General features: G+C 71.0%; 28 protein-coding genes and 1 pseudogene. 16 read left to right on the top strand and 13 right to left on the bottom strand.

The window, feature by feature from the left end; all coding sequences use genetic code 11:
* Window positions 1–80 precede the first annotated feature (80 nt).
* Window positions 81–1,007: a cyclase family protein gene (locus B7R87_RS13025; protein WP_006348623.1), complete on the bottom strand. Its 927-nt coding sequence runs from the start codon at window positions 1,005–1,007 to the stop codon at window positions 81–83.
* A 132-nt stretch (window positions 1,008–1,139) separates the two neighbouring features.
* Between B7R87_RS13025 and B7R87_RS13020 the strand changes: the two genes are divergently transcribed.
* The 7 genes and pseudogenes from B7R87_RS13020 to B7R87_RS34505 form a co-directional block, all read left to right on the top strand.
* Window positions 1,140–2,045 carry an SDR family oxidoreductase gene (locus B7R87_RS13020; RefSeq protein ID WP_006348624.1) on the top strand — a complete coding sequence of 302 codons (906 nt, stop codon included), beginning with the start codon at window positions 1,140–1,142 and terminating at the stop codon, window positions 2,043–2,045.
* Between the two features lie 19 nt (window positions 2,046–2,064).
* On the top strand, window positions 2,065–3,258 hold the full coding sequence (locus B7R87_RS13015; RefSeq protein ID WP_045853017.1) for an acyl-CoA dehydrogenase family protein: 1,194 nt from the start codon (window positions 2,065–2,067) through the stop codon (window positions 3,256–3,258).
* Window positions 3,259–3,265: 7 nt separating this feature from the next.
* Window positions 3,266–4,321 (top strand): Zn-dependent alcohol dehydrogenase, encoded by a 1,056-nt coding sequence (locus B7R87_RS13010; protein WP_006348626.1) that lies wholly within the window; start codon window positions 3,266–3,268, stop codon window positions 4,319–4,321.
* 336 nt (window positions 4,322–4,657) lie between these two features.
* Window positions 4,658–5,143 (top strand): hypothetical protein, encoded by a 486-nt coding sequence (locus B7R87_RS13005; RefSeq protein WP_040915893.1) that lies wholly within the window; start codon window positions 4,658–4,660, stop codon window positions 5,141–5,143.
* Entirely contained in the window at window positions 5,140–6,957 is a 1,818-nt protein-coding gene (locus B7R87_RS13000) for an alpha/beta hydrolase (RefSeq protein WP_006348628.1), read from the top strand. Before B7R87_RS13005 ends, B7R87_RS13000 begins: the two co-directional genes overlap by 4 nt.
* Window positions 6,954–7,544 carry a hypothetical protein gene (locus B7R87_RS12995; RefSeq protein WP_006348629.1) on the top strand — a complete coding sequence of 197 codons (591 nt, stop codon included), beginning with the start codon at window positions 6,954–6,956 and terminating at the stop codon, window positions 7,542–7,544. Before B7R87_RS13000 ends, B7R87_RS12995 begins: the two co-directional genes overlap by 4 nt.
* 63 nt (window positions 7,545–7,607) lie before the next feature.
* Window positions 7,608–7,754 (top strand): annotated as a pseudogene (locus tag B7R87_RS34505) (IS982 family transposase); the annotation flags it as partial.
* 85 nt (window positions 7,755–7,839) lie between these two features.
* Here the strand turns inward: B7R87_RS34505 and B7R87_RS12985 are convergent.
* From B7R87_RS12985 to B7R87_RS12975, 3 genes are all read right to left on the bottom strand, one after another.
* Window positions 7,840–8,049 carry a DUF4287 domain-containing protein gene (locus B7R87_RS12985; protein ID WP_006348631.1) on the bottom strand — a complete coding sequence of 70 codons (210 nt, stop codon included), beginning with the start codon at window positions 8,047–8,049 and terminating at the stop codon, window positions 7,840–7,842.
* 159 nt (window positions 8,050–8,208) lie between these two features.
* A complete protein-coding gene (locus B7R87_RS12980; RefSeq protein WP_006348632.1) occupies window positions 8,209–8,877 on the bottom strand; it encodes a DUF4097 family beta strand repeat-containing protein in 669 nt (222 codons plus the stop codon).
* 153 nt (window positions 8,878–9,030) lie between these two features.
* A complete protein-coding gene (locus B7R87_RS12975) occupies window positions 9,031–9,432 on the bottom strand; it encodes a VOC family protein (RefSeq protein ID WP_006348633.1) in 402 nt (133 codons plus the stop codon).
* Window positions 9,433–9,528: 96 nt separating this feature from the next.
* On the opposite strand from B7R87_RS12975, the gene B7R87_RS12970 reads away from it, so the two are divergent.
* Window positions 9,529–10,419 (top strand): LysR family transcriptional regulator, encoded by an 891-nt coding sequence (locus B7R87_RS12970; RefSeq protein WP_006348634.1) that lies wholly within the window; start codon window positions 9,529–9,531, stop codon window positions 10,417–10,419.
* Between the two features lie 466 nt (window positions 10,420–10,885).
* Here B7R87_RS12970 and B7R87_RS12965 read toward each other — a convergent pair whose 3' ends face one another.
* Entirely contained in the window at window positions 10,886–11,875 is a 990-nt protein-coding gene (locus tag B7R87_RS12965; protein ID WP_040915894.1) for a GlxA family transcriptional regulator, read from the bottom strand.
* A 105-nt stretch (window positions 11,876–11,980) separates the two neighbouring features.
* On the opposite strand from B7R87_RS12965, the gene B7R87_RS12960 reads away from it, so the two are divergent.
* From B7R87_RS12960 to B7R87_RS12950, 3 genes are all read left to right on the top strand, one after another.
* A complete protein-coding gene (locus tag B7R87_RS12960) occupies window positions 11,981–13,261 on the top strand; it encodes an MFS transporter (protein WP_045853022.1) in 1,281 nt (426 codons plus the stop codon).
* Window positions 13,262–13,351: 90 nt separating this feature from the next.
* Window positions 13,352–13,750 (top strand): hypothetical protein, encoded by a 399-nt coding sequence (locus B7R87_RS12955; RefSeq protein ID WP_006348637.1) that lies wholly within the window; start codon window positions 13,352–13,354, stop codon window positions 13,748–13,750.
* Between the two features lie 69 nt (window positions 13,751–13,819).
* A complete protein-coding gene (locus tag B7R87_RS12950; RefSeq protein WP_006348638.1) occupies window positions 13,820–14,212 on the top strand; it encodes a RidA family protein in 393 nt (130 codons plus the stop codon).
* Window positions 14,213–14,249: 37 nt separating this feature from the next.
* On the opposite strand, the gene B7R87_RS12945 is transcribed toward B7R87_RS12950, so the two are convergent.
* From B7R87_RS12945 to B7R87_RS12935, 3 genes are all read right to left on the bottom strand, one after another.
* Window positions 14,250–14,768: an FBP domain-containing protein gene (locus tag B7R87_RS12945; protein WP_006348639.1), complete on the bottom strand. Its 519-nt coding sequence runs from the start codon at window positions 14,766–14,768 to the stop codon at window positions 14,250–14,252.
* Window positions 14,769–14,837: 69 nt separating this feature from the next.
* Window positions 14,838–15,461 (bottom strand): flavin reductase family protein, encoded by a 624-nt coding sequence (locus B7R87_RS12940; RefSeq protein WP_006348640.1) that lies wholly within the window; start codon window positions 15,459–15,461, stop codon window positions 14,838–14,840.
* Window positions 15,462–15,548: 87 nt separating this feature from the next.
* Complete coding sequence (locus tag B7R87_RS12935) at window positions 15,549–16,013, bottom strand: hypothetical protein (protein WP_006348641.1); 465 nt, start codon at window positions 16,011–16,013, stop codon at window positions 15,549–15,551.
* Window positions 16,014–16,260: 247 nt separating this feature from the next.
* Between B7R87_RS12935 and B7R87_RS12930 the strand changes: the two genes are divergently transcribed.
* Window positions 16,261–16,842, top strand: coding sequence for a hypothetical protein (locus tag B7R87_RS12930; protein ID WP_045853018.1), 582 nt, complete (start codon window positions 16,261–16,263; stop codon window positions 16,840–16,842).
* Between the two features lie 85 nt (window positions 16,843–16,927).
* Here B7R87_RS12930 and B7R87_RS12925 read toward each other — a convergent pair whose 3' ends face one another.
* The 4 genes from B7R87_RS12925 to B7R87_RS12910 form a co-directional block, all read right to left on the bottom strand.
* Window positions 16,928–17,341 carry a PIN domain-containing protein gene (locus B7R87_RS12925; RefSeq protein ID WP_040915896.1) on the bottom strand — a complete coding sequence of 138 codons (414 nt, stop codon included), beginning with the start codon at window positions 17,339–17,341 and terminating at the stop codon, window positions 16,928–16,930.
* Window positions 17,338–17,601 (bottom strand): hypothetical protein, encoded by a 264-nt coding sequence (locus B7R87_RS12920; protein WP_006348644.1) that lies wholly within the window; start codon window positions 17,599–17,601, stop codon window positions 17,338–17,340. Before B7R87_RS12920 ends, B7R87_RS12925 begins: the two co-directional genes overlap by 4 nt.
* Before the next feature lie 65 nt (window positions 17,602–17,666).
* Entirely contained in the window at window positions 17,667–18,386 is a 720-nt protein-coding gene (locus B7R87_RS12915) for an enoyl-CoA hydratase/isomerase family protein (RefSeq protein ID WP_233169047.1), read from the bottom strand.
* A 68-nt stretch (window positions 18,387–18,454) separates the two neighbouring features.
* The gene (locus tag B7R87_RS12910; protein WP_006348646.1) at window positions 18,455–20,686 is read right to left on the bottom strand and encodes an acetate--CoA ligase family protein; all 2,232 of its coding nucleotides are present in this window, start codon (window positions 20,684–20,686) and stop codon (window positions 18,455–18,457) included.
* Window positions 20,687–21,342: 656 nt separating this feature from the next.
* Here B7R87_RS12910 and B7R87_RS12905 point away from each other — a divergent pair.
* Entirely contained in the window at window positions 21,343–21,483 is a 141-nt protein-coding gene (locus tag B7R87_RS12905; RefSeq protein WP_157997778.1) for a hypothetical protein, read from the top strand.
* Between the two features lie 130 nt (window positions 21,484–21,613).
* Here the strand turns inward: B7R87_RS12905 and B7R87_RS12900 are convergent, their stop codons facing one another.
* A complete protein-coding gene (locus tag B7R87_RS12900) occupies window positions 21,614–22,837 on the bottom strand; it encodes a flavin-containing monooxygenase (protein ID WP_006348647.1) in 1,224 nt (407 codons plus the stop codon).
* A gap of 172 nt (window positions 22,838–23,009) precedes the next feature.
* Here B7R87_RS12900 and B7R87_RS34100 point away from each other — a divergent pair, with 172 nt between their 5' ends.
* The 3 genes from B7R87_RS34100 (at window position 23,010) to B7R87_RS12885 (ending at window position 24,871) form a co-directional block, all read left to right on the top strand.
* Entirely contained in the window at window positions 23,010–23,435 is a 426-nt protein-coding gene (locus tag B7R87_RS34100) for a Zn-ribbon domain-containing OB-fold protein (protein ID WP_006348648.1), read from the top strand.
* Window positions 23,436–23,627: 192 nt separating this feature from the next.
* Window positions 23,628–24,269, top strand: coding sequence for a hypothetical protein (locus tag B7R87_RS12890; RefSeq protein WP_006348649.1), 642 nt, complete (start codon window positions 23,628–23,630; stop codon window positions 24,267–24,269).
* 38 nt (window positions 24,270–24,307) lie between these two features.
* Entirely contained in the window at window positions 24,308–24,871 is a 564-nt protein-coding gene (locus B7R87_RS12885) for a hypothetical protein (RefSeq protein ID WP_040915900.1), read from the top strand.
* The last annotated feature ends 74 nt before the right edge of the window (window positions 24,872–24,945 follow it).

The raw sequence follows: 24,945 nt of genomic DNA, 5'->3' as shown, positions 1-24,945 counted from the left end.
TGGTACACCCGTCGAACTGGCAGCAGTCCGCCGCTGAGGGGCGCCGCGATCCGGCAGCCCACCAGACCCGATTCGGCGGTTCAGAAGACCGCGACCGGAGCGACCGGTGTGCCCGTGGCGCCGACGAACGGTTCCGGCATGGCCGAGAGCAGGAACGTGTACCGGCGTTCTTCTCCACAGGCTGTGGACAACTTTTCCAGATCCCAGTTCTGGCCCTGGAGCAGGCCCATCTCGACCAGATGGAGCGCGTGCACCGGCAGCCATAGATCGTCGATCTCCGGCGGGACGATCTCGAAGGGGAGCGTGTCCGTCGCCACGGCGGCCACGTCCCGGGCGTGGAACCACTCCGGCGTACGGACGGAGAGCCCGGGCGACGGGAACCCGTAGGCGTGTTTGTCCCCGGCCAGCAGCAGGCGCATCTGGCCGGTCCGTACGAGCACCACATCACCCGCGCCGACGGTCACCCCGCCGAACTCCGCGGCCTCGTCGAGGTCCTCGGGCGTGACCGCGTGGGTGGCGCCGAGCCGTTCGACGCCCTTGGCGCGGGCCACGTCCAGCAGCACCCCGCGCGAGACCACGTACGGGATCTTGTCGATCCCGCTGAACCGCGATCCGTCGTGCGGGGTGATCGTGCTCGCCGGACGGCCGTTGTAGAGCGTGCCGCTGTGGGAGACATGGGTGAGCGCGTCCCAGTGGGTGGCCGCCTGGAGCGCCATGGTCACGGTGTCGTCGCTGGTGGCGACCGTACCCGGGCCGAACATCTCGTAGTTGATCTGCAGCATGGTGTGGCAGGGGTTGGTCCGGCCGGGGACCAGCCCGGTCTGGAGCCCGTCCCGGTGCAGCGGGAGCGCGAGCGCGACGCGCCGGCCGGAGCGGACGGTGCCCGCCGCGGCCCGTACCACCGCATCGGTCACCAGGTTGAGGGTGCCGATCTCGTCGCCGTCCCCCCAGCGGCCCCAGTTGTTCACGCGTTCGGCGATCTCGTGGAACTCGCGCGGCAGCGGCATCGCGCACCGACCTCCTCAAGGCGTCCGGCGGTCCGGAGCCCCGGCTCGCGGTTGCGGTACGGGGGCTGTGCCGGGCGTCCGGACCGGCCTAGAATCTAACGGTCCGTCAGAAACTGTGGGAAGGGGCCGGGCGTGGGGAACTTCTTGGCAGGCAAGGTCGTCGCCGTCACGGGCGCGGGCCGGGGCATCGGCCGGGCGGTCGCCCTCACCGCGGCGGCCGAAGGCGCGAAAGTCGTCGTCAACGACTACGGCGTGTCCGTCGACGGGGCCGAACCCGCCTCCGAGATCGCGGACGCCGTGGTGAAGGAGATCGAAGCGGCGGGCGGCAGCGCGGTCGCCGTCGCGGACGACATCTCCACCATGGCGGGCGGACAGCGGCTCGTGGACACCGCGCTCGCCGCGTACGGGCGGATCGACGGCGCCGTCTGCGTCGCCGGAATCCTCCGCGAACGCATGCTCTTCAATATGACGGAGGAGGAGTGGGACCCCGTCGTCGCCACCCACCTCAAGGGCACCTTCACCGTCTTCCGCGCCGCCTCCGCCGTCCTGCGGAAACAGGGTTCGGGCACCCTGATCGGCTTCACCAGCGGAAACCACCAGGGCTCGGTGTCCCAGGCCAACTACGCGGCGGCGAAGGGCGGGATCATCTCGCTGGTCCGCAGTGCCGCGCTCGGACTGCACCGGTACGGCGTCACCGCGAACGCCGTCGCGCCGGTCGCCCGGACCCGGATGTCCGCAGGGGTGCCGATGGAGCTGACGGAGATCGGGGAACCCGAGGACGTCGCCGCCCTGGTGGTCTATCTGCTCTCCGACCGGGCCCGGGAGATCACCGGACAGGTCTACACGATCGCCGGACCCAAGATCGCGGTCTGGGCGCAGCCGCGTGAGCTGCGCGCCGGGTACGCGGAGGGCGGCTGGACGCCGGAGAAGATCGCCGGTTTCCTGCCCGGCACGGTCGGCACCGATCCGATGCCGATGCTGGCCGCGCTCACGGAGATGACGCGGGCGGCGAAGGCCGGCGAACGCCCCAACACCTGAGCCGGGGGAGGCGTACACCATGGGTGAGGCAGCTGTGGCCTGCTCCGACGATGTGGGCTTCCGGGCGGAGGTGCGGGCCTGGCTGGCCGGGCATCTCACCGCCGCGCACCGGAGCGCGGGCGGCGGCCCCGGGCGGGAGCACGAGGGCGTCGCGGTACGCCGGGAGTGGGAGCGCGCGCTGGGGTGCGGCGGGTGGATCGGCCTGGGCTGGCCCGAGGCGCGCTGGGGCAACCGGTCCGTCGGGCGGGACCTTCAGGTGGTGTGGGCGGAGGAGTACGCGCGGGCCGGGGCGCCCGGCCGGGTCGGGCACATCGGGGAGAACCTGCTGGCGCCGACGGTGATCCGGTACGGGACGCGGGAGCAGCAGGACCGGTTCCTGCCGCCGGTCGCCCGGGGCGAGGAGCTGTGGTGCCAGGGCTACAGCGAACCCGGCGCGGGCTCGGACCTCGCCGCCGTCCGTACCAGCGCGGTGCGGGACGGCGCCGGTTACCGGGTCACCGGCCAGAAGGTGTGGACATCGCTGGCCCGGGAGGCCGACTGGTGCTTCGTCCTCGCCCGCACCGAGCCGGGTTCCCGGCGGCACCGGGGGCTGTCGCTGCTGCTGGTGCCGATGGACCAGCCGGGCCGTATCGAGGTACGGCCGATCCGGCAGCTGACGGGCACCAGCGAGTTCAACGAGGTGTTCTTCGACGGGGCGGCGGTCGGCGCCGGGCAGGTCGTCGGCGGTGAAGGCAACGGCTGGGCCGTCGCGATGGCCCTCCTCGCCGACGAGCGCGGAGCGGCCGTCCTCGCCCAGCAGATCGGTTTCGAGGCGGAGCTGCGGGAGGTCGTCCGTACCGCCGTGGCGACGGGCGCGGCGGACGACCCCGTCATCCGGGAACGGCTCGTCCGGCAGTGGGCGGGGCTGCGGGCCCTGCGCTGGAACGCCCTCGCGGACCCGGAGCCGGGAGGTGATCCCGGGGCGCCGAGCGTGACGAAACTCCTCTGGGGCAACTGGCACCGCACCCTGGGCGAGCTGGCGATGGCCGTACGGGGCGCGGCGGCGACGGCCGGACCGGGGGAGTGGCGCGCGGACGCGCCGTACGAACTCTCCCCCGACCAGCGGATGTTCCTGTTCAGCCGGGCCGACACGATCTACGGCGGCTCGGACGAGATCCAGCGCACGGTCATCGCCGAGCGGGTGCTCGGCCTCCCGAAGGAACCGAAGGGGTGAACTGCCCATGCGGGGAGTCGTCTTCGACGGCAGGCGGCCGGAGCCGGTGGACGATCTGGAGGTCCGGGACCCGGGCCCCGGCGAAGTCCTGGTGGCGATCGCCGCGGCCGGACTCTGCCACAGCGATCTGTCGGTGATCGACGGCACGATCCCCTTCCCGGTGCCGGTGGTCCTCGGCCACGAGGGCGCGGGCGTGGTGGAGGCGGTCGGGGAAGGGGTGCGGCATGTGGCCCCCGGGGACCATGTGGCGCTCTCCACCCTCCGCAACTGCGGCACCTGCGCGGACTGCGACCGCGGCCGCCCCACCCTCTGCCGGACGGCGATCGGCCGCCCGGGCCGGCCCTTCTCGCGCCGGGGCGAGCGGCTGTACCAGTTCGCCGCGAACTCGGCGTTCGCGGAGCGCACGATCGTCACGGCCGTCCAGGCGGTACGGATCCCCCGGAACCTCCCGTTGACCTCGGCGGCCGTCCTGGGCTGCGCGGTGCTGACGGGAGTCGGAGCCGTACTGAACCGGGCGAGGACGCGCCGCGGGGACACGGTCGTCGTCATCGGCACCGGCGGAATCGGCCTCAACGTCCTCCAGGGCGCCCGCCTGGCGGGCGCCTCCCGGATCGTCGCGATCGAAACCGACCCGGCGAAGGAACCCCTGGCGCTGCGCTTCGGCGCGACCCACTTCCTGCCGTCCGCCGAAGCCGTCCGCGACGTCCTCCCGACGGGCGCGGACCACGTCTTCGAATGCGTGGGCCGCCCGCCCCTGATCCGCACGGCGATCGACCTCCTCGACCGCGGCGGCCAGGCGATCCTGCTGGGCATGACACCCCCGTCGGCGGAGGCGACGTTCGCCCCGGCCGGGATGTTCCTGGACAAATCCATCCTGGGCTGCCGCTACGGCACCTCGCGCCCGCAGCACGACATCGCGCTCTACGCGGACCTGTACGCGAGGGGCGAGTTGCTCCTCGACGAACTGGTCTCGGAAACCCACCCGGTGGAGGATTTCGCGAGGGCGGCGGAGGCCATGGGGGAGGGGAAGGGGCGGGGTGCGAGGGTGGTGCTGACGTTCTGAGGGGCTCCGTCATCGGAATCGGCCCCGCCCGAGACGCTCCACTCCGCCGCGGATGCCCGGAGCGTCTCCGTCAGGATGCCCCCGGTGAGTTCGTGCAGAGACCGACCGGCAGGCCGCGTCCCCTTGACGACTCGCCCTACTCACTTCGGAGTTCCGTATCCGTAGGGGCGACTACTCTTGCTCCGGTCATTCTGTCGTGATATCGACCGGGTGAACTTTATTGCCGGTCTCTTCCGCTTGAGTGGTGACGCGCGCCGACTGCGCCCTACGCTGATCGACGGCGTTCACCAGGTGTCTTTTGTGGCGCCGCCTATGAGCGGGAGGGGATGTGCAAGCATGCCGGAATTCAATGCGCAGCGATGGCAGGAAATGTTCGGCATTCCGCCGTCGGAGTCCGTCGCTCCGGCAGCGGACGAGGTGAGCATGACCCTGGCCTCGGCCGCGCCACTCGGCCCGGGAGGGACGGGTTCGTCGGCCGCGCCGGGAAACGGTGGGGGTGGTCTGGGCAGACTGCTCCACGGCAGCACTCCCTGGCGCCGGGCAGCCACAGCGGCGGACGGCCTGAGGATGAGTGCCGACCAGGGGAGGCGCGCACTCGGTTCCGGCCATCGGGGCATCGAACAGGGCAACGCCGGTTTGGGCAGTGTGCCTGTCCTGAAGGCCGTGCTCGTTTCGTGGGAGGAGCGGGTCGCTTCCGTACGCGACGAGTGCGCCTACCTCGGCGGGGCCCTGTTGAGGGTCGCCGACGACTTATCGGGCGTGGACCTGGAGGTGGAAAGGTCCATGGGATCGTCCGCGCGCATGAAGGACGAGAACCGATGACGGCGGACTTTCTGACCTGGCAGGAACTGAGGGACGTCAAGCGCGCCGAGTTCGAGGAGGCTGCGGATGCCTGGCACCGGATGTCCACCCGCTCCGCCGCTGACCGCGAAACCGCCAGAAGGGCCATGTCGGCCCAGCTCATCGAAACCCAGGAGAGTGAAGCGGCACAGGGCGCCGTCAGGCGTCTGGGGCGTCTCATCCGTAACTACGACTACCTGTCGACGGAATGCGGGTTGATTCGAACAGCGCTGAACGGTTTGTCCGCGGATCTTGCGGAGCCACAGAGGCAGTTACGGCAGGCCTTGGACGAAGCGGCGTCGCTGGCGTACACGGTCGAGTCCGATGGTTCGGTCACCTATCCCTCTGCGAGCGTCGGCTCCGCCGGGGCCGAGCAGTGCGTTTCCGGCGGAACCGTACAAGGCAGCTCACGAGGCCCGCTGGAACCGCCCGGCTCCGGGGAGTACGGGAAGCCGCCGCGCGTTGATCTGCACGATCCGCAGGGCGACCGTTTCCGGGGCGACCTCCACGTGAATCCCCATGCGAAGAAAGCACGGGACATCGCGGACCGCATCGCACGTGCGGTCCGGTCGGCCGCGGAGGTGGATGCTCGGTACACCAAGACCTTGAACGGCCTCAAGGCGGCACAGGGTTTGGACGTGACGGAAGCGACGCTGGGTGACATGCACCAGGACGCGGCCGCTGTCCGCACCGCTACCGCCCGCTACCTGGTCGCTGCGATGCCGAAGGACGCCTCCCCGGCCGAGTACAAGACGTGGTGGGAGGGGCTCGACGAGGACCAGCGGCGGGAGTATCTGGATATCGCGCCCGATCTGATCGGAATGCTGGACGGCATCCCTGCTGCAGTGAGGGACGAGGCCAACCGCAACCACCTGCCGTCCCTGATCGCGGAGCTGGAGCGCACCGGGGACGACCCCGCCATGCTGGAGGGGCTGCGGAAGATTGAGGAGCGCCTGCTGGAGCCCCACAAGGTCCCCATGTTCCTTCTCGGGATCAGCGGGGAGGGAAACGGCCGGGCCATCATTTCCTTCGGGAACCCCGACACCGCGCGCAACGTGTCCGCGTACGTTCCCGGGCTGGGCACCAAACTCGATGCCGAGTTCGGCGGAGGCACGGTGAAGCGGGCACTCGACACAGCCGTCGGCGCGCAACGCTACGACAAGTCAACGGCGTCGATCGTCTGGCTGGGCTACGACGCCCCGCAGAGCATCGACGTCATGTCCACTGCGGATGCGGAGAAGGGCGCGCCGGCCTACAACCGTTTCATGGCCGGTCTGGCAGCGACCAACGAGCACGACGATCCGCATGTGACGGCCATCGGCCACTCCTACGGATCCCTCACGGTCGGCACGGCGGCACGGCAGTCGGGGGGAATCCCCGGTGTGGACGACATCGTTCTGGTCGGCAGCCCCGGTGTCGGTGTCGACAAGGCGGCGGATCTCGGTGTGCCGCCCCAACGGGTATACGTGGGTGCGGCCGACAACGACATCGTGACCAAGTTGCCGACCGTGCCGGAGGCGGTGGTGGGGGCTGTCGGAGCCGGACTCAGGATGGCCGTTCCCGGGGTCCTCTCGGATCCCGGCGGCGACGACATCTACTTCGGCAAGGACCCGGCAAGCCAGGCGTTCGGGGCCCGGCGTTTCGCCGTCGACGACGGGCCGCACCCCGTATTCGACGGCGAACCCATTGCGGCGCACTCCCAGTACTTCACCCCGGAAACGGACCGGGTGTCCGCCGACAACATCGCCCGGGTCGTCTCGGGGGAGTACGGAATCACGACTGAGAGGCACCGGTGAGACGCACGAGCAGCGCGACCCGCACGGCACTGATGGCGATCCTGGTAGGGATGGTGCTCAGTGGGTGCGGACTGTTCCAGAACGAGAGGGGTCAGGAGGCCGCAGGCATGGACATCACGATGAGGGAAGCCGCCGAGAAAGCGGACGCCATGCTGGACAGCACGATGGCGGCATTCGTTCCCGAGGTGGAGTGGACGAACGATCTGACGACGGCGGGGGACTGCGATCTGATCCGCTACCGGACCGTGATGACGATCATCTCCGAGCAGCGGCGCGGCAACTTCCTCGGAGTGACCGAACGGTTCTGGAAGAAGAGCGGATACGAGATCGTCTCGGTCAACAAGGACAAGGACCACCCGGCGATCTTCGCCCGCTCCGGGGACGGCTTCGCCATCAGTGTCACCATCGGTGACAAGGGGCAGGCCTTCTTCGAGGTCGCCACGCCCTGCGTCAAGAAGTCCGAGGTCCCGGACCCTGCCGTCAGGGCCAAGGGGCAGGACTACTCCCACGGCGATGTGCCGTACCCCAATGTGCGATCCCGGTTCTGGTCCACGGACAGCCCTGTCCCAGGAGCCGCCGGATCCTAGACGAGCCGCTCCGAATGCTGATGGTGTGTCCGGGAACGTAGACAGGGCGTCCAAGATCGTTGTGTGACGAACAACCTGGACGCCCTCCTGACGGCACTGTCCGTGAAGATCGACTGGTTGGACCCCCACTGGATCGTCGACTCCACGCCGGTGGAGCGCGGTCGCTCCCGCCCGGCGGTGAAGCGGTCGGACTTGGCCGGCTGGGCCGGATGAGGTGCCGAAGGCGGAAGGACGCCCGTACCGGCTCCACGCCGGTGGAATCCCTGTCGTTCGCGGCAGTGGGAACGCTGTGCGGCTACTTCGCCTTGTCCTCCGCGAGAGTGTGGGCGACCAGCGCGTTGGCGTGGCCGTGGCCCAGGCCGTGCTCGGACTTGAGCCACGAGACGAGTTCCATGTGCCTGGTCAGAGGAGAGGACCGGATGAGGCCCTTCCACTCCGCGATCGGGCGGCCGTACTTCTTCTCGATCGCGGGGAAGTACGCGGCGCCCTGCAGCGAGTCGGTCATATTGTCCTTACCTTCCTTCGGTGCCCGGAGGGGCTCTGGTGGGTTCCGGCGCACTGGGCGTCCGGCTTCTGAGATGTCGGTACTGGGGTGGGGCGGGGCCACGGTGTCGCCATCACGGCTGGGATGAGGTGCCCGCGTACGGTTGCTGTGGCTGCGGGGTCAGAGGCTGCGGGCGGTGATGTCGCCGTAGGAGGTGGTCGCGTGGATGTTCAGGCCGGCGGCACCACCGGTGTTGCGGAGCGAGTTGTGGATCCGGCCGTAGCCGGTGCCGGCGTCCAGTGAGGCGGTGACCCCGCGGGCGGCCCCGACGGAGATCGCGCCGTGCTCGGTGCTCAGGGTGACCGTGCCGGCCATGGCCTCGGTGATGTGGATGGCGCCCTTCCGGGTGCTGATCCGGGCGGGACCGCCCAGGCGGCCGACCGAGACGTCGCCGGTGAGAAGGGTGATCCGGCCGCTCTCGGTCTCGTCGAGCTCGACCTTGCCCTGCGCGGCCTCGAAGGTGATGTCTCCGAGTCTTCCGGCCCCCCGGAAATCGGCGGCTGCCGCCTTCGCCTCGATGTGGGAGCCGGCCGGCAGCCGGACGGTCACCTCGACGGATCCCGGGTCGCCGAGGAGCTGGTTCTTCGCGGCAGGGGCCGTGATCCACAGGATGCCGTCACCGTATTCGACCGTGGTCTCCTCAGCCATCTCCACATCGCGGCGCTCCGAAGCGTCTGCGGGCAGGACTTCCACGGTGGTGTCGGTGTGGTCGGCGGCGATGAACCGGAGACGGCCCGCAGGGATGTCCAGAACGGCGGCGATGGTGCCGGAGGTGTCGAACTTCTGCATGGTGTTCTCCTTGAGCTCGTGGTTGTCGAAACAGGACGAGGAACGTTGAATTCGGGATTCACGGACGAAGATGTTGCGCGGGATCTCCGTCGGTACGGGCGGGTTCTGGAAGCGGCTCTCTGCGTTTCGTCCGCGAAAGCCGCTGCCCTTCGGTTACCTGTGCTCGGGGGCTCCGGCCGGCGGCACCCATTCGGTGAGCTGGACCACGACACCGTTCGGATCGACGAGCCGGAACAGTTGCTCACCCCATGGCTCGTGGTGGATCCGGCCGCTGACGGCGGCCCCCTCGCGGCGCAGCCGTGCGTGCTCGGCCACGACATCCGTGACGGTCAGGGTGACGACGAGATCGGCCAGTCCCTGACCCTTCCTGGGGCGCGGCGGCAGCTCGGGGTCGCGTTCGGACAGGGCGATCTCTACGGAGGTGTCGTCCCGGCGGAGGCAGACATAGCCGTTCCCCGACTCGACTTCACGAAAGCCCAGATGAGTGGTGAAGAACCGGCTGGAAGCGCCGATGTCCTCCACGGTCAGCGACACCTTGGTAGCGACGACGTTCATGCACTAAGCATCTGTATGGACAAGGCGACGATCAATGGTCGATCATGCAACGTTGGTTAATTCGGGGGTTTACGAACAGGTGAGGCGTGGAGGCGCGTGGAGCTCCGGGACATCGAGATCTTTCTGACGCTGTCGGAGGAGCTGCACTTCGGCAGGACCGCCGAGCGGCTGCATGTGTCGGCGGCCCGGATCAGTCAGGCGATCAAGAAGCAGGAACGTTCGATCGGGGCGAAACTCTTCGAGCGGACCAGCCGCCGGGTACAGCTCACGCCGGTCGGCGAACAGCTGCGCGGTGATCTGCGGCCGGTGTTCCAGAACCTGAAGACGAGCGTGGACCGGGCGCGGCTCACCGCCCAGGGCAAGACGGATGTCCTGAAGATCGGCCTGATGGTGACCAACGGCCATGAACTGCGGCACTTCTGGGACGCCTTCCGCTCGCAGCACCCGCAGTGGGGGCTGAGGCTGAGCCACAACGGCTATATGGACCCGTTCGCGCGGCTGCGCAACGGTGAGATCGACCTGCTGCTGTCGTGGCTCCCGGTGGAAGAGCCCGACCTGACCGTGGGGCCGGTGCTCTTCATGGAGCCCAGGGTCGCCCTGGTGTCCACCGACCATCGGCTGGCCGGCTGCTCGTCGGTGACGGTGGAAGCGTTCGCGGACCATGGTGTCGTGGGGCCGGACGGGCCCCAGCCCGACTACTTCGAAGATGCCTTCGTGCCCTTCTCCGCCCCCAGCAACCGTGCGATCGAACGGAAGTTCCGGGTCACGACGCTGGACCAGATGTACACGCTCGTTGCCGACGGGGAGGTCATCCACCTCCTGGGCAACCAGGTCACCCGCTACTACGCCCGCCCCGATGTCACGTACGTCCCTGTCCGTGGTCTTCCCCTCCTGAAATGGGGTCTGGTCCGGCGGTCCGACGACGACAGCCCCATGGTGCGGGCGTTCGAACGCATGGCCCGCGGACTCGGGACGATGTCGCTGTGAGGGCCGTCACGCTCGCCGCCTGCATGGCCAGGAGCCGATTCGATCGGCTCCCTGCGACGGGTCACGGCTCCACCGCCTCCCTGTCCGGCCGGTACACCCGGGTGCCCTGCGTCGGCGGTCTGTTTCTGCTTGAGGCCCGAGGGCCGACCGGTGACGCCGCGTGCCCGGGCGGGCGGGAAGAGCGGCCGAACCCATCGGGCACGCGACGGGTACGCGGCGCCTGATCCGGTCCGGGCGACAGTAAAGCCCCAGGCCGCCGGCCATCGCGCTCCGAGCCGGGGAATCAGCCGACCCTCGGACCCCCGTACAGCCTCCGACCTGCTGAGGCGACGCCCGCCGGGTGCTCCTTGCGGAACAGCGCCTCGCAGGGGTGACCCGCGCGCTCCAGAAGAACCGCCCCCCGGGAGACCCGGCGTCCGGTGAAGGGACCGCCGCCCCAGGCGGCCGGGCAGCGCCCGGACGGTCGTCAGGGGGTCCGGCCGCGGAAGGTTCTGCGGTACGCCGTCGGGGAGACGCCCAGCACCGTCTGGACATGCGCACGCATCGACTGCGCCGTGGCGAAGCCCGAGTCCCGTGCCACCTGGTCCATCGAGAGCTCCGTCGACTCCAGCAGCTGGCGGGCCCGCTCCACCCGCTGGGCGGTCAGCCACTGGACCGGGCTGACGCCGACCTCGTCGCGGAAGCGGCGGGTGAAGGTGCGGACGCTCATCGACTCGCGTTCGGCGAGATCGCGGAGTTGGAGCGGTTCGTGGAGGCGGCTCAGGGCCCAGGTGCGGGCCGCCGCGGTCGTCGGGGCCGTCGAGTCGGGGACCGGGCGGGTCACGTACTGCGCCTGGCCGCCCGCGCGGTGCGGCGGGACCACATTGCGGCGCGCGGTGTCGTTGGCGACGGCCGTGCCGTGGTCCCGGCGGACCATATGGAGACAGAGGTCCAGGCCCGCCGCGACCCCCGCCGAGGTCAGGACGGAGCCGTCGTCCACGTACAGCACGTCCCGGTCGACCCGTACCGTCGGGAACAGCCGCTGGAAGTGGTCCGTCCACCACCAGTGCGTCGTCGCGGGACGGCCGTCGAGGAGTCCCGCGGCGGCCAGGAAGTAGCTGCCCGTGCAGATGGACGCGACCCGGGTGCCCGGCCGGATCCGGGCGAAGACCTCAGCCAGCTGGTCCGGGAGTCTGCCGTGCTCATAGACCTCCGCGGGGTGGTACGCGGCCGGGACGATCACCGTGTCCGCGCGCTCCAGCTCCTCCGGGCCCCGCTCCACCTGGAGGGTGAAGTCCGCGTCGGCCGGGACAGGTCCGGGGACGGGAGTGCAGGTCACGACCGTGTACAGCTTCTCGCCCGAGGCGTCGAGGGTGCGGCCGAAGATCCGGTGCGGGATGCCCAGTTCGAACGGGATGACGTCCGGCAGGGCGAGGACCGCCACACGATGCGGCGTACGGCTCCGGTCAGCAGACATGGCCCGATCCTAGCGAACCATGTCCCTCGGGCCACTCGATGGGGAAACCGGACCGGCCGAAGACTGTGGTCCGTGACCGATCTGACCCGTAGACCCGCCCCGGCCCTGCCTTCGGCCGTGCCTCCCGCGCCCGGCCCCCGGCGCCGCGTGCACCGCGCCTGGTTCGTCGCCGCCGTCACCTTTGTGACGATCATCGGCGCGGCGGGCTTCGCCTCCCTGCCCGGCCTGTTCTTCGACCCGCTGCACGACGAGTTCGGCTGGTCCCGCGGCACGGTCGGCTTCGCCGTCTCGGTCAACCTCGCGCTCTACGGGCTGACCGCGCCCTTCGCCGCCGCCCTCATGGACCGCTTCGGCATCCGGCGGGTCGTCGCCGCCGCCCTGACCGTGATCTCCCTCGGCTCGGCCCTGACCGTCGTCATGACCGAGGCCTGGCAACTCGTCCTCTTCTGGGGCGTCCTCGTCGGCCTCGGCTCCGGCTCGATGGCCCTCGCCTTCGCCGCCACCGTCACCGACCGCTGGTTCGTCCGCCGCCGCGGACTGGTCACCGGCCTCCTCACCGCCGCGGGCGCCTCCGGCCAACTCGTCTTCCTCCCCCTCCTCTCCTGGCTGGTGGAGGAGCGCGGCTGGCGGCCCGCCGCGATCACCGTCGCCCTCGCCGCCCTCGCCGTCGTCCCTTTTGTCTGGCTGCTCCTGCGCGACCATCCGGCCGACGCCGGACTCGCCGCTTACGGCGCGGAGGAGTTCACCCCCAAGCCGCCACCCGCGAAGGGCGCCGCCCGGCGAGCGGTGACGGTGCTGTTCGACGCGGCCCGTACCGGACCCTTCTGGCTGCTCGTCGGCACCTTCGCGATCTGCGGCGCCACCACCAACGGCCTGATGAAGACCCATTTCATCCCGGCCGCCCACGACCACGGCATGGCGGTCACGGCTGCCGCGTCCCTGCTCGCGCTGGTCGGCGTCTTCGACATCATCGGTGCGGTCTGCTCCGGCTGGCTGACCGACCGCTACGAGACCCGTAGGCTGCTCGCCGTCTACTACGCGCTGCGAGGCATCAGTCTGATGTTCCTGCCGATGCTGCTCGCGCCCGATATCCGGCCGCCGATGATCTTCTTCATCGTCTTCTACGGACTGGACTGGGTGGCCACCGTCCCGCCGACGATCGCCCTCTGCCGCCAGTACTACGGCGACGACAGCGCAATCGTCTTCGGCTGGGTCCTCGCCTCCCACCAGGTGGGCGCGGCCGTCGTCGCCTTCGCGGGCGGGGTGGCGCGGGACGCCTTCGGCTCGTACGACGTCGTCTGGTACGCCTCGGGCGCGCTGTGCGCGGCCGCGGCACTGATGGCGCTGGTGATCCGCCGGACTCCGGTGAAGGCCGCGGCGCCTTGACTGGGCCGGGGTGCCGTCTCATAGACAGGGGTGCCGTCTCATAGAGTTGCCGGCCCGGACACGGACGGCGGAAGACGGCGGAGGACGGCGATGGAGCAGGTGCGGATACGGATCGGCGGCGACGACGCATGGCTGGAGCTGGAGCGGACCGACGAGGAGCACTGGCGGATCACCGCCGACTGGTGCTCCAGCCTGACGGCCGACTTCACCGCCTTCATCGGCGTCGAGGAGGCCGTGGACTTCACCGAGCGGATGCGGTCCCGTGTCGGCGACCCCTTGAGCGGCCGGTTCTCCGCGGCGGTGACCCCCGCCCGCAACAATCCGCTGACGCTGAAGGCCGAGCGCGTCGACGACGGGTACGCGTTCTTCGTCCGCCTGACGCCTAACGGGCACGACGAGGCGTGCTGCGTACAGCTGGAGCTCGGCCCGGTGCCCGCGGGGGAGCTGTGGGAGACGTTCGACGCGGCGCACGCGGCACTCGTCGCCTGAGCGCGGTACGGCCCGTGGCCGCGGGAGTTGCGGACCGGACCTGACCGCAACGGGTGTCAGGGTGGGGCCATGACCGCGAAGACGACACACCTCGACCCCGAAGAGCTGCCCAGCAACCCCGCCTTCACCCAGGGGGTGATCATCCCCGCGGGCCGGACGGTGCATGTCGGCGGCCAGCTCGGCACCGACAGCGCCGGAAACCTGCTCGACGGCATCGAGGCGCAGTCCGCTCAGGCCATGCGGAACGTGCTGACCGTGCTTGCGGCCGCGGGCACCGGTCCCGAGCACGTCGCCAAACTCAACATCTACCTCGTCGACGGGATCGACGCACGGGTGGGATACGAGGCGTCGCGATCGGTGTGGGGAGACCACCGCACGGCCGTCACGGTCGTCTCCACCTCGGGGCACGCCCGCCCGGGCGCGCTCGTGGAGATCGACGCGGTGGCGTACATCCCCGAATAGGTCTTCCTCCGGGACGGACCCCGCGGTCGTCCGCGCGTCAGCCGACCGCGATGTCCGCGGTGACCTTCTCCGTGAAGGCGCGGAGGTTGTCCAGCAGTCTGGCCGCCTTCTCGTCCGGGGTCAGGCTCTCCTCGTGCTGCCGGGTGCGGAGCTTCGGCTGACGCTTGCCCCGGATGTAGAGGGAGCACGCGAGGTCGGCGCAGAAGTAGATCCCGACCGTGCTCCCCTCGCGGCCCCGGGGGCCCGCCAGCGGGGCCACCAGCAGGGTCACACCCGACGACGCGTGCCCGGTCAGACAGATATTGCAGATGCTCGACTTGAACGCGCTGCTGTTGGTCGTCGCCGGGACGCGCAGGCTCAGCCCGATCGGGGTGCCGTCCGGGCCGGGGGCCACGAGATACGCCCGCTGGGGCGCGCCCGGGTCGATCCACCCCAGGAAGTCGAGATCCCCCCAGGGGGTCTCGCCGAAGTCCGTGGGGAGCCGGAGCCGCTTGGCCTCGCCCTTCGTGCAGTTCACGAAGGAGCCACGGATCTGTTGGTCGGTGAGCGGTTCCATCCTTCGACGGTAACCGGCCCGCGGCCCGCCGGGCATCCGGATTTCCCCCGGACCCGGGCCGTGTCCTGGTCATTCCAGACGCCGGAACTGTCCCTCGTGGAAGATCAGCGGATCCCCGTCGCCGTCCGCGCCCAGCGCCCGGACCCGGCCGACGACGATCAGATGGTCGCCACCCGTGTGCACGGCGTGCACCGCGCAGTCGACCCAGGCGGTCGCCCCCTCCAGCAGCGGCGCCCCGCCGACCGGCGCGGGCCGGTGCGCCACCCCGGCGAACTTGTCGCCCCCACGCACGGCGAAGCCCCGGCACAGCTCCCCCTGCCCCTCGCCCAGCACATTGACGCAGAAGACCCCGGCGCGGGCGATCCTGGGCCAGGTCGTCGAGGTCCGCGCGACCATGAACACCACCAGCGGCGGGTCCAGCGACAGCGACGAGAACGACTGGCAGGCGAACCCGGCGGGCCCCTTTGCGTCCCGCGCCGTGATCACGGTCACCCCGCTGGCGAACCGCCCCATGACCCGCCGGAACTCCCCGCTCTCGACGGGCACGCGTTCGTCCTCCCCTACGGCACGCAGCTCGGCGCGGGGGTGTGGGTCGTACGGCTCCGATGCCTCGGGCGGCTGGTTCGTGGGCGCCGCTCCCACGGATCGCAGATACCGGACGGCGGCGGCGGCCATGCCCGCGTGTCCCATCATCTCTCCATTCAAACTGACGGATCGTCAGATAGGAAGTGGCTGCTGGTGTCGGTCCCGCGGTTCCCGCTGTCCCCGCGGTTCCTGCGGTCAGAAGCCCGGGTCGGAGACGAAGTCGTCCCAGTCCTCGTCCGGCCAGTAGTCCTGCGGATAACGGCGCAGATGCAGCAGGGCCTCGTCGATGCCGGCACCGCGGGCCCAGGCCGTCGTGCTCCCGTCGATCGCCGTCGCGGTGGCGCGGTAGCCGGGGTCGGCCGCAGGGCCGTCGGAGGCGGCCCGTCCGCTGTCGTAGACGAGGGTGACGGTGCCGCCGTCGTGGAGGTGGGCGGCGAGGTCGAGCGTGTCCGTGGGCGTGCCGTCGAGCGCGCCGCGGATGCGGGTGAGCGCGGAGCGGACGGCGGGGTCCGTGGTGGCGGTGTCGATGGTGTCGCACTCGGTACGGATGGCATCGGCGAGCGCGGCCGCGCGGCGGGCTGCGGTCTCGGCGGCGGACGCGGCGGCGGCCGAGGCGGCGGCGGTCTCGGAGGCGACGAGCCGGCGGTGACTGTAACGCATCTCAGAACTCCTGATTGTCTGAGGTGGCGCGGGGGCGGTCGACCAGGCCCCTCGATGGTGCACCGGGACGACCTGCCGTGACCAGGTGGCGGGTGGGGCGGCGGCCGGTGATGGCCCCTCCCTCGGGGCCGGTGCGCGGTGAGGCGGATCACGGGGTCACTCCGTCGTTCGACCCGTCCGACCGCTTCGGCCAGGCGTATCGTCCCTTTGTCACGGGTTCTCGGTGAACTGGGGGGGTCTCGCCGCCATGTCCATGCTTCAGCCCTCGTCCGCATCCTCGTCCGTATCCTCATCGAGGGTTTCGTCCGGGTACGCCGAGCGCTATCTGCCCCTGGCGAGTGCGGCGTTCCTGCCCGCCGCCGCGCAGTTGGCCGTCGTGGTCCTGGCAGGGTCCCTGGCGCTGGGCATCGGACAGGGCAGCGCGGGGTTCACCGCCCTGCTCACCATGGCCGCCGTCTTCCACGCCCCCGCCATCGCCCTGGTCTTCGGCGCGCTGATCGCCCTGGCCTACGTCCTGCCCGTGATCGCCCTCGCGGACCGGGCCGCCGCGCACCGGGGCGGGGCCGTGCGGTGGTGGCGGGCCGCCTTCCTCCTGGGGCTCGGCGCCCTGTACGCCGTCCCGTTCGGCTTCGGCAGCCCGGCGGACTACCTCCAGGCCTGGGGTCTGGTGGCCCTCTCCGCCGTACTGCCGCTGCGCGCCGCGGACCGCGCCCACCGCAACGGTCCGGCCGGGGCCTCCCGTACCCGGCTCGCCCCGTGGCTCTGGGGATTCGCGGCGCTGTGGCTGCTGACGGTCGTGATCGGCTTCGCCGCCATGGCCGCGCCGTAACCCATGTCCGCCATGCTCTGTCCTGGTATGCGCTTCCCGGAGCCCCTCGTGCTGACGGCGTTGTTTTGGGGCAGGGTGTGATTGTTTAGATCTTCATCACGGTGACCCGGCTGCCGCAGAGCGCGACGAGGTCCTCGGGGTCGGATGTCAGGACGGTAACCGGGCCCGGTGCGGCGAGCGCGGTGGCGCTGAGCATTGCGTCGATGGCGTACTTGTGTCCGTGCAGTCCAGCGTCCGTGAGCAGCGCCACAGCGTGGCGGGCCACGGCCTCGGTGATCGGCTCGACCACGACACGGGAGAGGGCCCAGTCCAGGGCGGGGCGGTTGATGCGGGGGTGGACCACTTCCACCAGGGTGGCTGCCGATGTGATGACTCGGAGATCGTCGGTGCGAGCCAGGGTGAGCCATGTGGTTACCGTGCGATCCCGCAGCACGGCTTTGGCCAGTCCCTCGCTGTCGAGGACAAGGGTGCCACCGGGAGTGGCGGGGGGGCGGCTCACGCGGCGTTGGCTCCGCCCCGAGCCTGCTCGCGCCGGGCCCGCTCGAGCTGCTCGCGCAAGTGCTGGACTTCCTCTGCGGTGACAGGGCCGTGCTCGGCTTCGGCGACCTGGATGAGTTCGTTGAGGTTGTCCCGTTCGACTTGGCGGGCAACGGCGGCCGCCACGTAGGAGGACAAGCCCGAAGGTCCGCTCCTGGCTTTAGCGGCCTCTGCGATATCGCGCGGCATTGTGATCGAGTACTTGCTGGTAGGCTCGCCCATGACACCTATCCTACCTCGGATCTTCCCTTGTCGTTCTGTCTTTCGCTTTCCGCCCCTGAGCTGGGTTACCGGCCCTGGAAGCGGGGGCTTCTGCGGTCCCGGAAGCTTGTCACCCCCTCGTTCGCGTCCTGCGTCGTCATCGCCAGCTCCACCGCCGCCGCCTCCGCCGCGAATGCCGTGGCGCGGTCCGTGTCCAGGGCCGCGTTCACCAGGTGCTTCGTCAGGGACAGCGCCCTCGTCGGGCCGGTTGCCAGGCGGTCGGACCAGGCGCGGGCCGTCTTCTCCAGCTCCTCCGCCGGGACCACCCGGTTGACCAGGCCCCACCGTTCGGCGTCGCGGGCCGGCAGCGCGTCGCCGAAGAACATCAGCTCCTTCGCCCGCTGCGGGCCGATCAGGCGCGGCAGCAGATAGGCGCCGCCGCCGTCCGGGACCAGGCCCCGGCGGGCGAAGACCTCGATGAAGCGAGCCTCCTCCGCGGCGATCACCAGATCGCAGGCCAGGGCCAGATGCGCGCCCAGGCCCGCCGCCGTGCCGTTGACCGCGGCGATCACCGGCTTCTCGCAGTCGAGCACGGAGGCGATGAGACGCTGCGCGCCCCCGCGGATCAGCCGGGCGACATCACCCGCCACCCGCTCCCCGCCGCCCGGGGCGGCACGCAGGTCCGCTCCCGCGCAGAACGCGCTGCCCGTGGCGGTGATCACGACCGCGCGGACCGCCGGATCGGCGGAGGCTTCGGAGAGCAGGGTGATCAGGCGCTCCCGCTGGGCCGGGGTGAGGGCGTTCATCGCCTCCGGGCGGTCGAGGGTCAGCCACGACACCCCGTTCTCCACCCGGTGCAGCACCTCGGGCGCGGTCACCGGCAGACCGCCAGCGCGTCCAGCGCCACCGCGCCCTGGCCGCGCGGCAGGACCATCAGGGGGTTGATGTCCAGCTCGGACAGTTCGCCGCCCAGCTCCAGCGCCATCCGCTGCACCCGCAGGATCACCTCCACCAGGGCGTCCACATCCAGCGGGGGACCGCCGCGCACCCCGTCGAGCAGGGCCCGGCCGCGGAGTTCGGCCAGCATCGCCCGGGCCTGGACCTCACCGAAGGGCGGGACGCGGACCGCGGTGTCCCGGAGCACCTCCACCAGGATCCCGCCGAGACCCACGGTGACCGTCGGGCCGAAGAGGGCGTCCTGGGTGACGCCCACGACCATCTCCGCACCCCGCTCGACCATCTGGCAGACCAGGATCCCGTCCAGGTCGGTGCCCTCGCACCGGGCGATCTCGGTCAGCTCCCGGTAGGCGTCCCTGACCTGGCTGGCCGAGGTCAGCCCGATCTTCACCAGGCCCAGCTCCGTCTTATGGGCGAGCAGGCTTCCGGACGCCTTCATCACCACCGGATAGCCCACCTGTCCCGCCGCCCGGACGGCCGCCGCCGCACTGGTCACCAACTGCTCGCGCGGGACCCGTATCCCGTACGCCCGGAGCAGTTGTTTGGCGCCGTGCTCGCTGAGCCGGGCGCCCGGTTTCAGCAGCGCCTGCGCCTTGCGGAACGACGGCGAGTGGCTGCGGGGCGCCTCGTCGAACGGGGACAGGTAGCCGGTGGTGAACCGGTGGTGGTCCAGATACGCCCGGACCGCCGTGATGCAGTTCGCGAACGTACGGAAGGTGGCCACCCGCGAGGATCCGAGGAGGGTCTCCCGATAGGCGGCCTCGGTGCCCACGGGGGACCCCCACACCACGCACACCAGCTTCTCGGTCCGCTCCGCCGCGTCCACCAGGTCCTGGGCCAGCCGGTCGCTCATCGGCGGGAACGGGCCCGTGATCGGGCAGATCAGCACCCCGACCGCGGGATCCGCCAGAATTGCGTCGATGATCTTCCGGCCGCGCCAGTCGCCCACCGGATGACCGCCGTTGTCCACGGGGTTGGCCACGTTCAGATCGTCCGGGATCCACTGGTGCAGCTCGGTCTGCCTGGCGGCGGAGAGCCGGGGCAGCGTCAGCCCGGCCGCGGTGGCGAGGTCCGCGAAATGCGCCCCGGTGCCGCCGGAGATCGAATACACCACCACCCCGTCGGCGAGCGGTGCGCGCGCCCTCGCCAGCAGCGCCGAGGTGTCCTGGAGCTCGTCGAGGCCGTCGACCCTGATCACCCCGTACTGCCGCATCGCCGAGTCGACGACCCGGTCCGCGCCGGTCAGCTTGCCCGTGTGCGAGGCGGCGGTCCGGGCCCCGGTCTCCGTCCGCCCCACCTTGACCGCGACCACCGGCACCCCGCGCCGCGCCGCCCGGTCGGCCGCGAGGAGGAACGCCCGGCCGTCTTTGAGGCCCTCCACGTAGCAGGCGATGGCGCCCACCTCGGGCCGCTCCGCGAAGTACGAGATGAAGTCCGCCGTCTCCAGATCGGCCTCGTTGCCCGTCGGCGCCCAGTGGGAGAGCCGGATCCCCAGCTCCTGAAGGGTGAAGACCGGGCGCCCCTGGTGACCGGACTGGGTAATCAGGGCGATGGCGGGCCCGTCGAGATCGTCGCGGAACTCCTCGAAGGCGTTGAGGTTGGTGTTCGGCCCCAGCAGCCGGATCCCCGCCCGCTCCACCGCGGCGGCCAGCCGTGCCTGCGCCGCCGCGCCGTCCTCGCCCGTCTCCGCATAGCCCGCGGCGAACGCGACGGCGAACTTCACCTTCGCCTCGGCCAGTTCGTCGACGAGTGGCAGCGGATCGCCGACCAGCAGCACCGCGAGGTCGACGGGCTCCGCCACGGCGCCGATCCGCGGTACGCAGGGGATGCCGAAGACCTCGCTGCGCGAGGGGTGCACGGGATGGAGCCGGGCGCCCACCCGCCCGGCCCAGGCCACCAGCTGCCGGGTGATGCCCGTGTTCGGGCGGCCCTCCGCGTCGGACGCCCCGACGACGGCCACGGACGACGGACGGAAGAAGCGGTCGAGGTCGGGCACGGGCGCATACAGGGGGCGGCCGCTGACGTCCGTGTCCCCGGCGGAAGCGACGACGGACGCGGCGTCGTGGACGGTGTCGTGCGGGGGCTCCCCGCAGGCGACGACGCGCGCACGGAGTCCGGAGGTGAGGGTGCCGTGAGTAGATCCAAGCATCGGTGAGCTCCGCTCCCTGCTCGTTTCGTTGGTCCGACTCTCGTTGCCGGTGGTGGGCGGCGGGTCGAGGGCGCGCGCTCACGGCCCGGCACCGGGTGCCGCCGGGCGTGCGGGCGCGCCTGCTTCCGTCTCGTCTCGGCCGGCCCCCAAAGCTGACACATAGTCAGCTTACAGACCTGACGTCATGTCAGAAACAGGTCTGCGAAGAAAGGCCGGTGCTACGGCTCCGTCCTGGCCCTTGCCATTTCTTTACCCTTTCATTTCCGCTTCAGACGCCGATATTCGGACTCGTCCGTCCGGCCCTGCAACCCGCCCGCCGCCCGTCCGGCCCCTGTACCGCACGCGTGTCGCAACCTCGGCCCGGACCGTACGAGATGGCCTGAAGTCGTTTCCCGGCGTGCCGCCGCGGGCCCGCCCGCCGCCGCCCGCCGCCGCCCGTCCCGGTGTCGTCGGCGCCCGCCGCAGCCCGCCCCGGCCCGGTGTATTTCGGTGGCGCGCAACCCCGTTCTCTGCCCTCGCCGGCGCGCTGAGCTGCACCGTAATAAAGGAGAGGTGATGAGCCGTACTCACGTACGATGCGCTGGCTGGGCAGAACGGGGTGGGGACCGTCGGATGGCGCATGGTCGCACCCCTGCGAGAAATCCGGAGGTATCGCTATGGAGATCGTGAACGGACGCGCGGGGTTCGCGCTGGCCGGAATCTGCGTGAACGGCTTCCGTGCGGGCGTCGTCGACCCCGACTGGGAGCCGGGTGTCATCGCCGTCGACCCCGACTGGGAGCCTGGTCTCGCCCGCTGACCGGGGCGGTCGTCCGCGCCTCTGGAGAGGTGCGGAAGCGTGAAGAGTCAAGAAAGTAAAGAACGGTGAAAGTGAACCGGGGCCGGACGCGGCCGGCGCCGGACGCTCTCGCCCCACCCCGGCGCCGGGGTCAGTGACGGGCGATCGCCTTCGCGATCCGCCCGGCGTCGAGGGAGATCTCCCGCAGCATCCCGGTCAGCGGATTGGTGAACCCGGTGAAGTACAGGCCGGGTGCCCCGGCCGGACAGCGGCGCCCCCGGGCCCGCGGCCGTCCCCGGTCGTCGAGCACGCCGAGATGGCCGAGCATGCCGCCGAGCCCGCGCTCGTACCCCGTCGCCGCGATCACCGCGTCCGGTGACAGCTTCTCGCCGTCCGCGAGCACCACGGTGTCCCCGTCGAAGGACTCCACCGCCGCGACCGGTTCCACCGCCCCCCGCTGCACGGCCCGGACCAGCCCTGTGTCCTGCACCGGCAGCGCGCCCTCCCCGACCCGCGTGTACAGGCCCTTCGCGGGCCGCGGCAGCCCGTAGGCGGAGAGGTCCGGTACGGCCAGTGCCGACTGGGCGCGGGCGAGCCGGTCCACCAGGAAGACCGGCAGCCGCCGCACCGCTATCGCGCTGTGCTGCGCGCTCCAGCCCAGGGTGCTGCGGCGCACGATGTGCGGGGGCGTGCGGACCGCCAGCCGTACCCGCGCCGCGCCGCCATCGGCGAGATCGACCGCGATCTCCGCGCCCGTGTTGCCGACCCCCACCACCAGGACGTCCATCCCCTCGTACGGGGCGGGGTCGCGGTACTCGCGGGCGTGCAGCAGCGGCCGGGTGAAGGACGGGCTGCCCGGCCAGTCGGGCAGCCGGGGGGTGTGGCTGTAGCCGGAGGCGACGACGACCGCGCGGCCGAGGAGCCGCCGTCCGCCGGTGGCGTGCAGCAGCCACGCGGCCGGCGCGGGCTGCCGCCTCCGTCTCTTCCCGGGCGTGGGTGCGGGTGCGGATCCGGGCGTCGGTACCGCTCCTGAGGGGGCGGCCGGTACGGGTTCGACCCGGGTGACCTCCACCCCCGTCACCACGTCGAGTTCATGGAACTCCGCGTACTTCTCCAGATAGCGGACGACGTCGTCGCGGGAGACCCAGCGGCCGAAGGACCGCGGCATCGGCAGCCCCGGCAGCGCCGACTTGCGGCGGGTGGTGTGCAGTCTGAGCCGGTCGTAGTGGCCGCGCCAGGACGCGCCGACCGCGGGGGACTTCTCCAGCACCACCGCACGGACGCCTTCCTCCCGCAGCGCGGCAGCGGTCGCCAGTCCGGCCGGACCGCCCCCGATGACATAGACGGGCATGTCGGGGGTGCGGTCGAGGTCCATAACACGTGAGCGTAATCGCGCGGTCACCGGATGGGTCTCGGTCCAGACGGGAATCCATTGCGAATTGATCACGCGGTCCCGGCGGCGGCCGCCGCCGGTGCCCCTTGCGTGTTCGGGCCGGACGAAGTCAACTGACATACTGTCAGATCCGTTGAAGGAAGGACCGCGTCCGGTGACCGCAGCCACCCCTGATATCGACGACTTCACCCGCCCCTACTGGACCGCCGCCGCCTCGGGCACCCTCCTCGTCCGCCGCTGCCGCGCCTGCGGCCGGGCGCACCACTATCCGCGGGAGTTCTGCCCGTACTGCTGGAGCGAGGACGGGGAGTGGGAGCCCGCCACCGGCCGCGCCACCCTCTACACCTGGTCCGTCGTCCACCGCAACGACCTCCCGCCCTTCGACCGCCGGGTGCCGTACGTCGCCGCGGTCGTCGAACTGGAAGAGGGGCCCAAGTTGATGACCGAGGTGGTGGAGTGCCCCGAGGGGCGGCTGGGCGTCGGGATGCGGCTGGAGGTGGTGTTCCGGGAGGAGGCGGCGGAGCCCGGGGGAGGGGGCGTGGCCGTGCCGGTCTTCCGTCCGGCCGGGCGGAGCCTCTGAGCCGTACCGCCACCGCCCGGTGCGAGCCGCGCGAGCCGCGCTCATCCGGGGTGGTGCCGATGGTTCCGCAACCCTTCGGCCGGTCGGGAGCACTGAACTGTACGGACGGGTGTGGACGAACGCCCGTAACAAGTAAGGCAGTTCAGCTGGAGTCGTGACGGGCGGCTTCTCTGATCCCTCGATGGAGGAGCTTTGCGTACGAAGTGGAAGAAGGCGGCCACGGTGCTGGCGGCCTCGGCCTGTGCGGTGACCATGACCGCCGGGCTGACGGCGTCGACGGCCGTCGCGGAGGAAGAGAAACCGGGCTATGCAAAGGAGTACGAACCGGCCCGGGCCAAGTCGGCCTACTCCTATGTGGAGCTTGAGGGGAAGCAACTGGCCGAGGCCCGTGCCCGGAACGCCGACGCGTCCGGCCGGGCTGTGGTGCCCGGGGTGAACGGGATGTGCAAGGTGCCCAAGCCCGCGAAGAAGGTTGCGGTGGCGAATGGCGCGCCGTGGCAGGAATTCAAGGATGGCCGCTGGGGCCGCATGCTGGATGCCGAGCGCGACAAGGCGCAGACGAAGTGGATCCGGAAGGCTGTGGCGGGTGGCCAGAAGCAGGCCATCCTGGTCATGACCTGGGAAGGGCCGAAGCTGCGGGCCGAGACTATCCGGAATGTCGCCGCCTCCTATGACGGCGGGCGGACCTGGAAGCGACTCGCCGTCCGGGGCGGGGAGTCCGAGGCGCGCATCCCGGCGGGGGCGAAGGCCGCCGGTGCGCCGCAGGCCTCCGGGGTGCAGGGGTACGACTGCGTGACGGCCGTGTTGGGCCAGGTCTGGGCGGAGAAGAAGTGACGCCCGGGCTCTCCGGCGTTCCAGGAGATGGAGGAGCTTTGCGTACGAAGTGGAAGAAGGCGGGCACGGTGCTGGCGGCCTCGGCCTGTGCGGTGACCATGACCGCCGGGCTGACGGCGTCGACGGCCGTCGCGGAGAACCGTAAGCCGGCCGCTGACCGGACGGTCGCTGAACGGCCGGGCGCCGCTGCGGACGAGAGGCCGGCGCCCCGGGAGGAGCGGAAGGCGGATCCGCCGTCGCGCCGGTTGGTGAAGGACGGGTCGAAGGTGAGCTGCAAGACGCTTGACCTCGTGAGGTTTGCGGACGGCGACCCCGAGGCGTTCAAGGACGAGAAGCACTTCCGCAAGAACCGCCAGGCGTTGGACAGGTGGTTGCAGGCGATCTCCAGTGGCAAGAACGCGATGGTGTACATCTCCTGGGACGGGCTGGAGCTGCTGCCGCAGACGATGCGGGAGATCGTCGTCTCCTACGACGGCGAGAAGACCTGGATGCAGCTGGCCAAGGGCAGGGGCAGGGCCGAGTCGTCGCCGGGCGGAGGTCTCAAGGGTGAGGGCTGTATAGGGGTGTCGGTCCAGACGACCCTCGGGGTGCCCGGGCGGTGAGGCGCAGCGGGATCGCGTGAGGTGACGCGGTCCCGCCGGGGCGGATCGGCGCGGTGACGGTGGCGCCGGTCCGC

The organism is Streptomyces tsukubensis (genome assembly GCF_003932715.1).
GTDB lineage: Bacteria > Actinomycetota > Actinomycetes > Streptomycetales > Streptomycetaceae > Streptomyces > Streptomyces tsukubensis.
This window is presented reverse-complemented; position numbering and strand designations above follow the sequence as displayed.

What these genes read in the sequence shown, in the direction of transcription:
- B7R87_RS12900 (WP_006348647.1), bottom strand. Translation starts at nt 22,837, where the DNA reads ATGGACCTCGACCGCACCCCCGACATGCCCGTCTATGTCATCGGGGGC.
- B7R87_RS13005 (WP_040915893.1), top strand. Translation starts at nt 4,658, where the DNA reads ATGCCGGAATTCAATGCGCAGCGATGGCAGGAAATGTTCGGCATTCCG.
- B7R87_RS13010 (WP_006348626.1), top strand. Translation starts at nt 3,266, where the DNA reads ATGCGGGGAGTCGTCTTCGACGGCAGGCGGCCGGAGCCGGTGGACGAT.
- B7R87_RS13015 (WP_045853017.1), top strand. Translation starts at nt 2,065, where the DNA reads ATGGGTGAGGCAGCTGTGGCCTGCTCCGACGATGTGGGCTTCCGGGCG.
- B7R87_RS12935 (WP_006348641.1), bottom strand. Translation starts at nt 16,013, where the DNA reads ATGCGTTACAGTCACCGCCGGCTCGTCGCCTCCGAGACCGCCGCCGCC.
- B7R87_RS12920 (WP_006348644.1), bottom strand. Translation starts at nt 17,601, where the DNA reads ATGGGCGAGCCTACCAGCAAGTACTCGATCACAATGCCGCGCGATATC.
- B7R87_RS12940 (WP_006348640.1), bottom strand. Translation starts at nt 15,461, where the DNA reads ATGATGGGACACGCGGGCATGGCCGCCGCCGCCGTCCGGTATCTGCGA.
- B7R87_RS12980 (WP_006348632.1), bottom strand. Translation starts at nt 8,877, where the DNA reads ATGCAGAAGTTCGACACCTCCGGCACCATCGCCGCCGTTCTGGACATC.
- B7R87_RS13025 (WP_006348623.1), bottom strand. Translation starts at nt 1,007, where the DNA reads ATGCCGCTGCCGCGCGAGTTCCACGAGATCGCCGAACGCGTGAACAAC.
- B7R87_RS12915 (WP_233169047.1), bottom strand. Translation starts at nt 18,386, where the DNA reads ATGAACGCCCTCACCCCGGCCCAGCGGGAGCGCCTGATCACCCTGCTC.
- B7R87_RS12975 (WP_006348633.1), bottom strand. Translation starts at nt 9,432, where the DNA reads ATGAACGTCGTCGCTACCAAGGTGTCGCTGACCGTGGAGGACATCGGC.
- B7R87_RS12910 (WP_006348646.1), bottom strand. Translation starts at nt 20,686, where the DNA reads ATGCTTGGATCTACTCACGGCACCCTCACCTCCGGACTCCGTGCGCGC.
- B7R87_RS12965 (WP_040915894.1), bottom strand. Translation starts at nt 11,875, where the DNA reads ATGTCTGCTGACCGGAGCCGTACGCCGCATCGTGTGGCGGTCCTCGCC.
- B7R87_RS12945 (WP_006348639.1), bottom strand. Translation starts at nt 14,768, where the DNA reads ATGGAACCGCTCACCGACCAACAGATCCGTGGCTCCTTCGTGAACTGC.
- B7R87_RS12905 (WP_157997778.1), top strand. Translation starts at nt 21,343, where the DNA reads ATGGAGATCGTGAACGGACGCGCGGGGTTCGCGCTGGCCGGAATCTGC.
- B7R87_RS12955 (WP_006348637.1), top strand. Translation starts at nt 13,352, where the DNA reads ATGGAGCAGGTGCGGATACGGATCGGCGGCGACGACGCATGGCTGGAG.
- B7R87_RS12930 (WP_045853018.1), top strand. Translation starts at nt 16,261, where the DNA reads ATGTCCATGCTTCAGCCCTCGTCCGCATCCTCGTCCGTATCCTCATCG.
- B7R87_RS12950 (WP_006348638.1), top strand. Translation starts at nt 13,820, where the DNA reads ATGACCGCGAAGACGACACACCTCGACCCCGAAGAGCTGCCCAGCAAC.
- B7R87_RS13000 (WP_006348628.1), top strand. Translation starts at nt 5,140, where the DNA reads ATGACGGCGGACTTTCTGACCTGGCAGGAACTGAGGGACGTCAAGCGC.
- B7R87_RS12985 (WP_006348631.1), bottom strand. Translation starts at nt 8,049, where the DNA reads ATGACCGACTCGCTGCAGGGCGCCGCGTACTTCCCCGCGATCGAGAAG.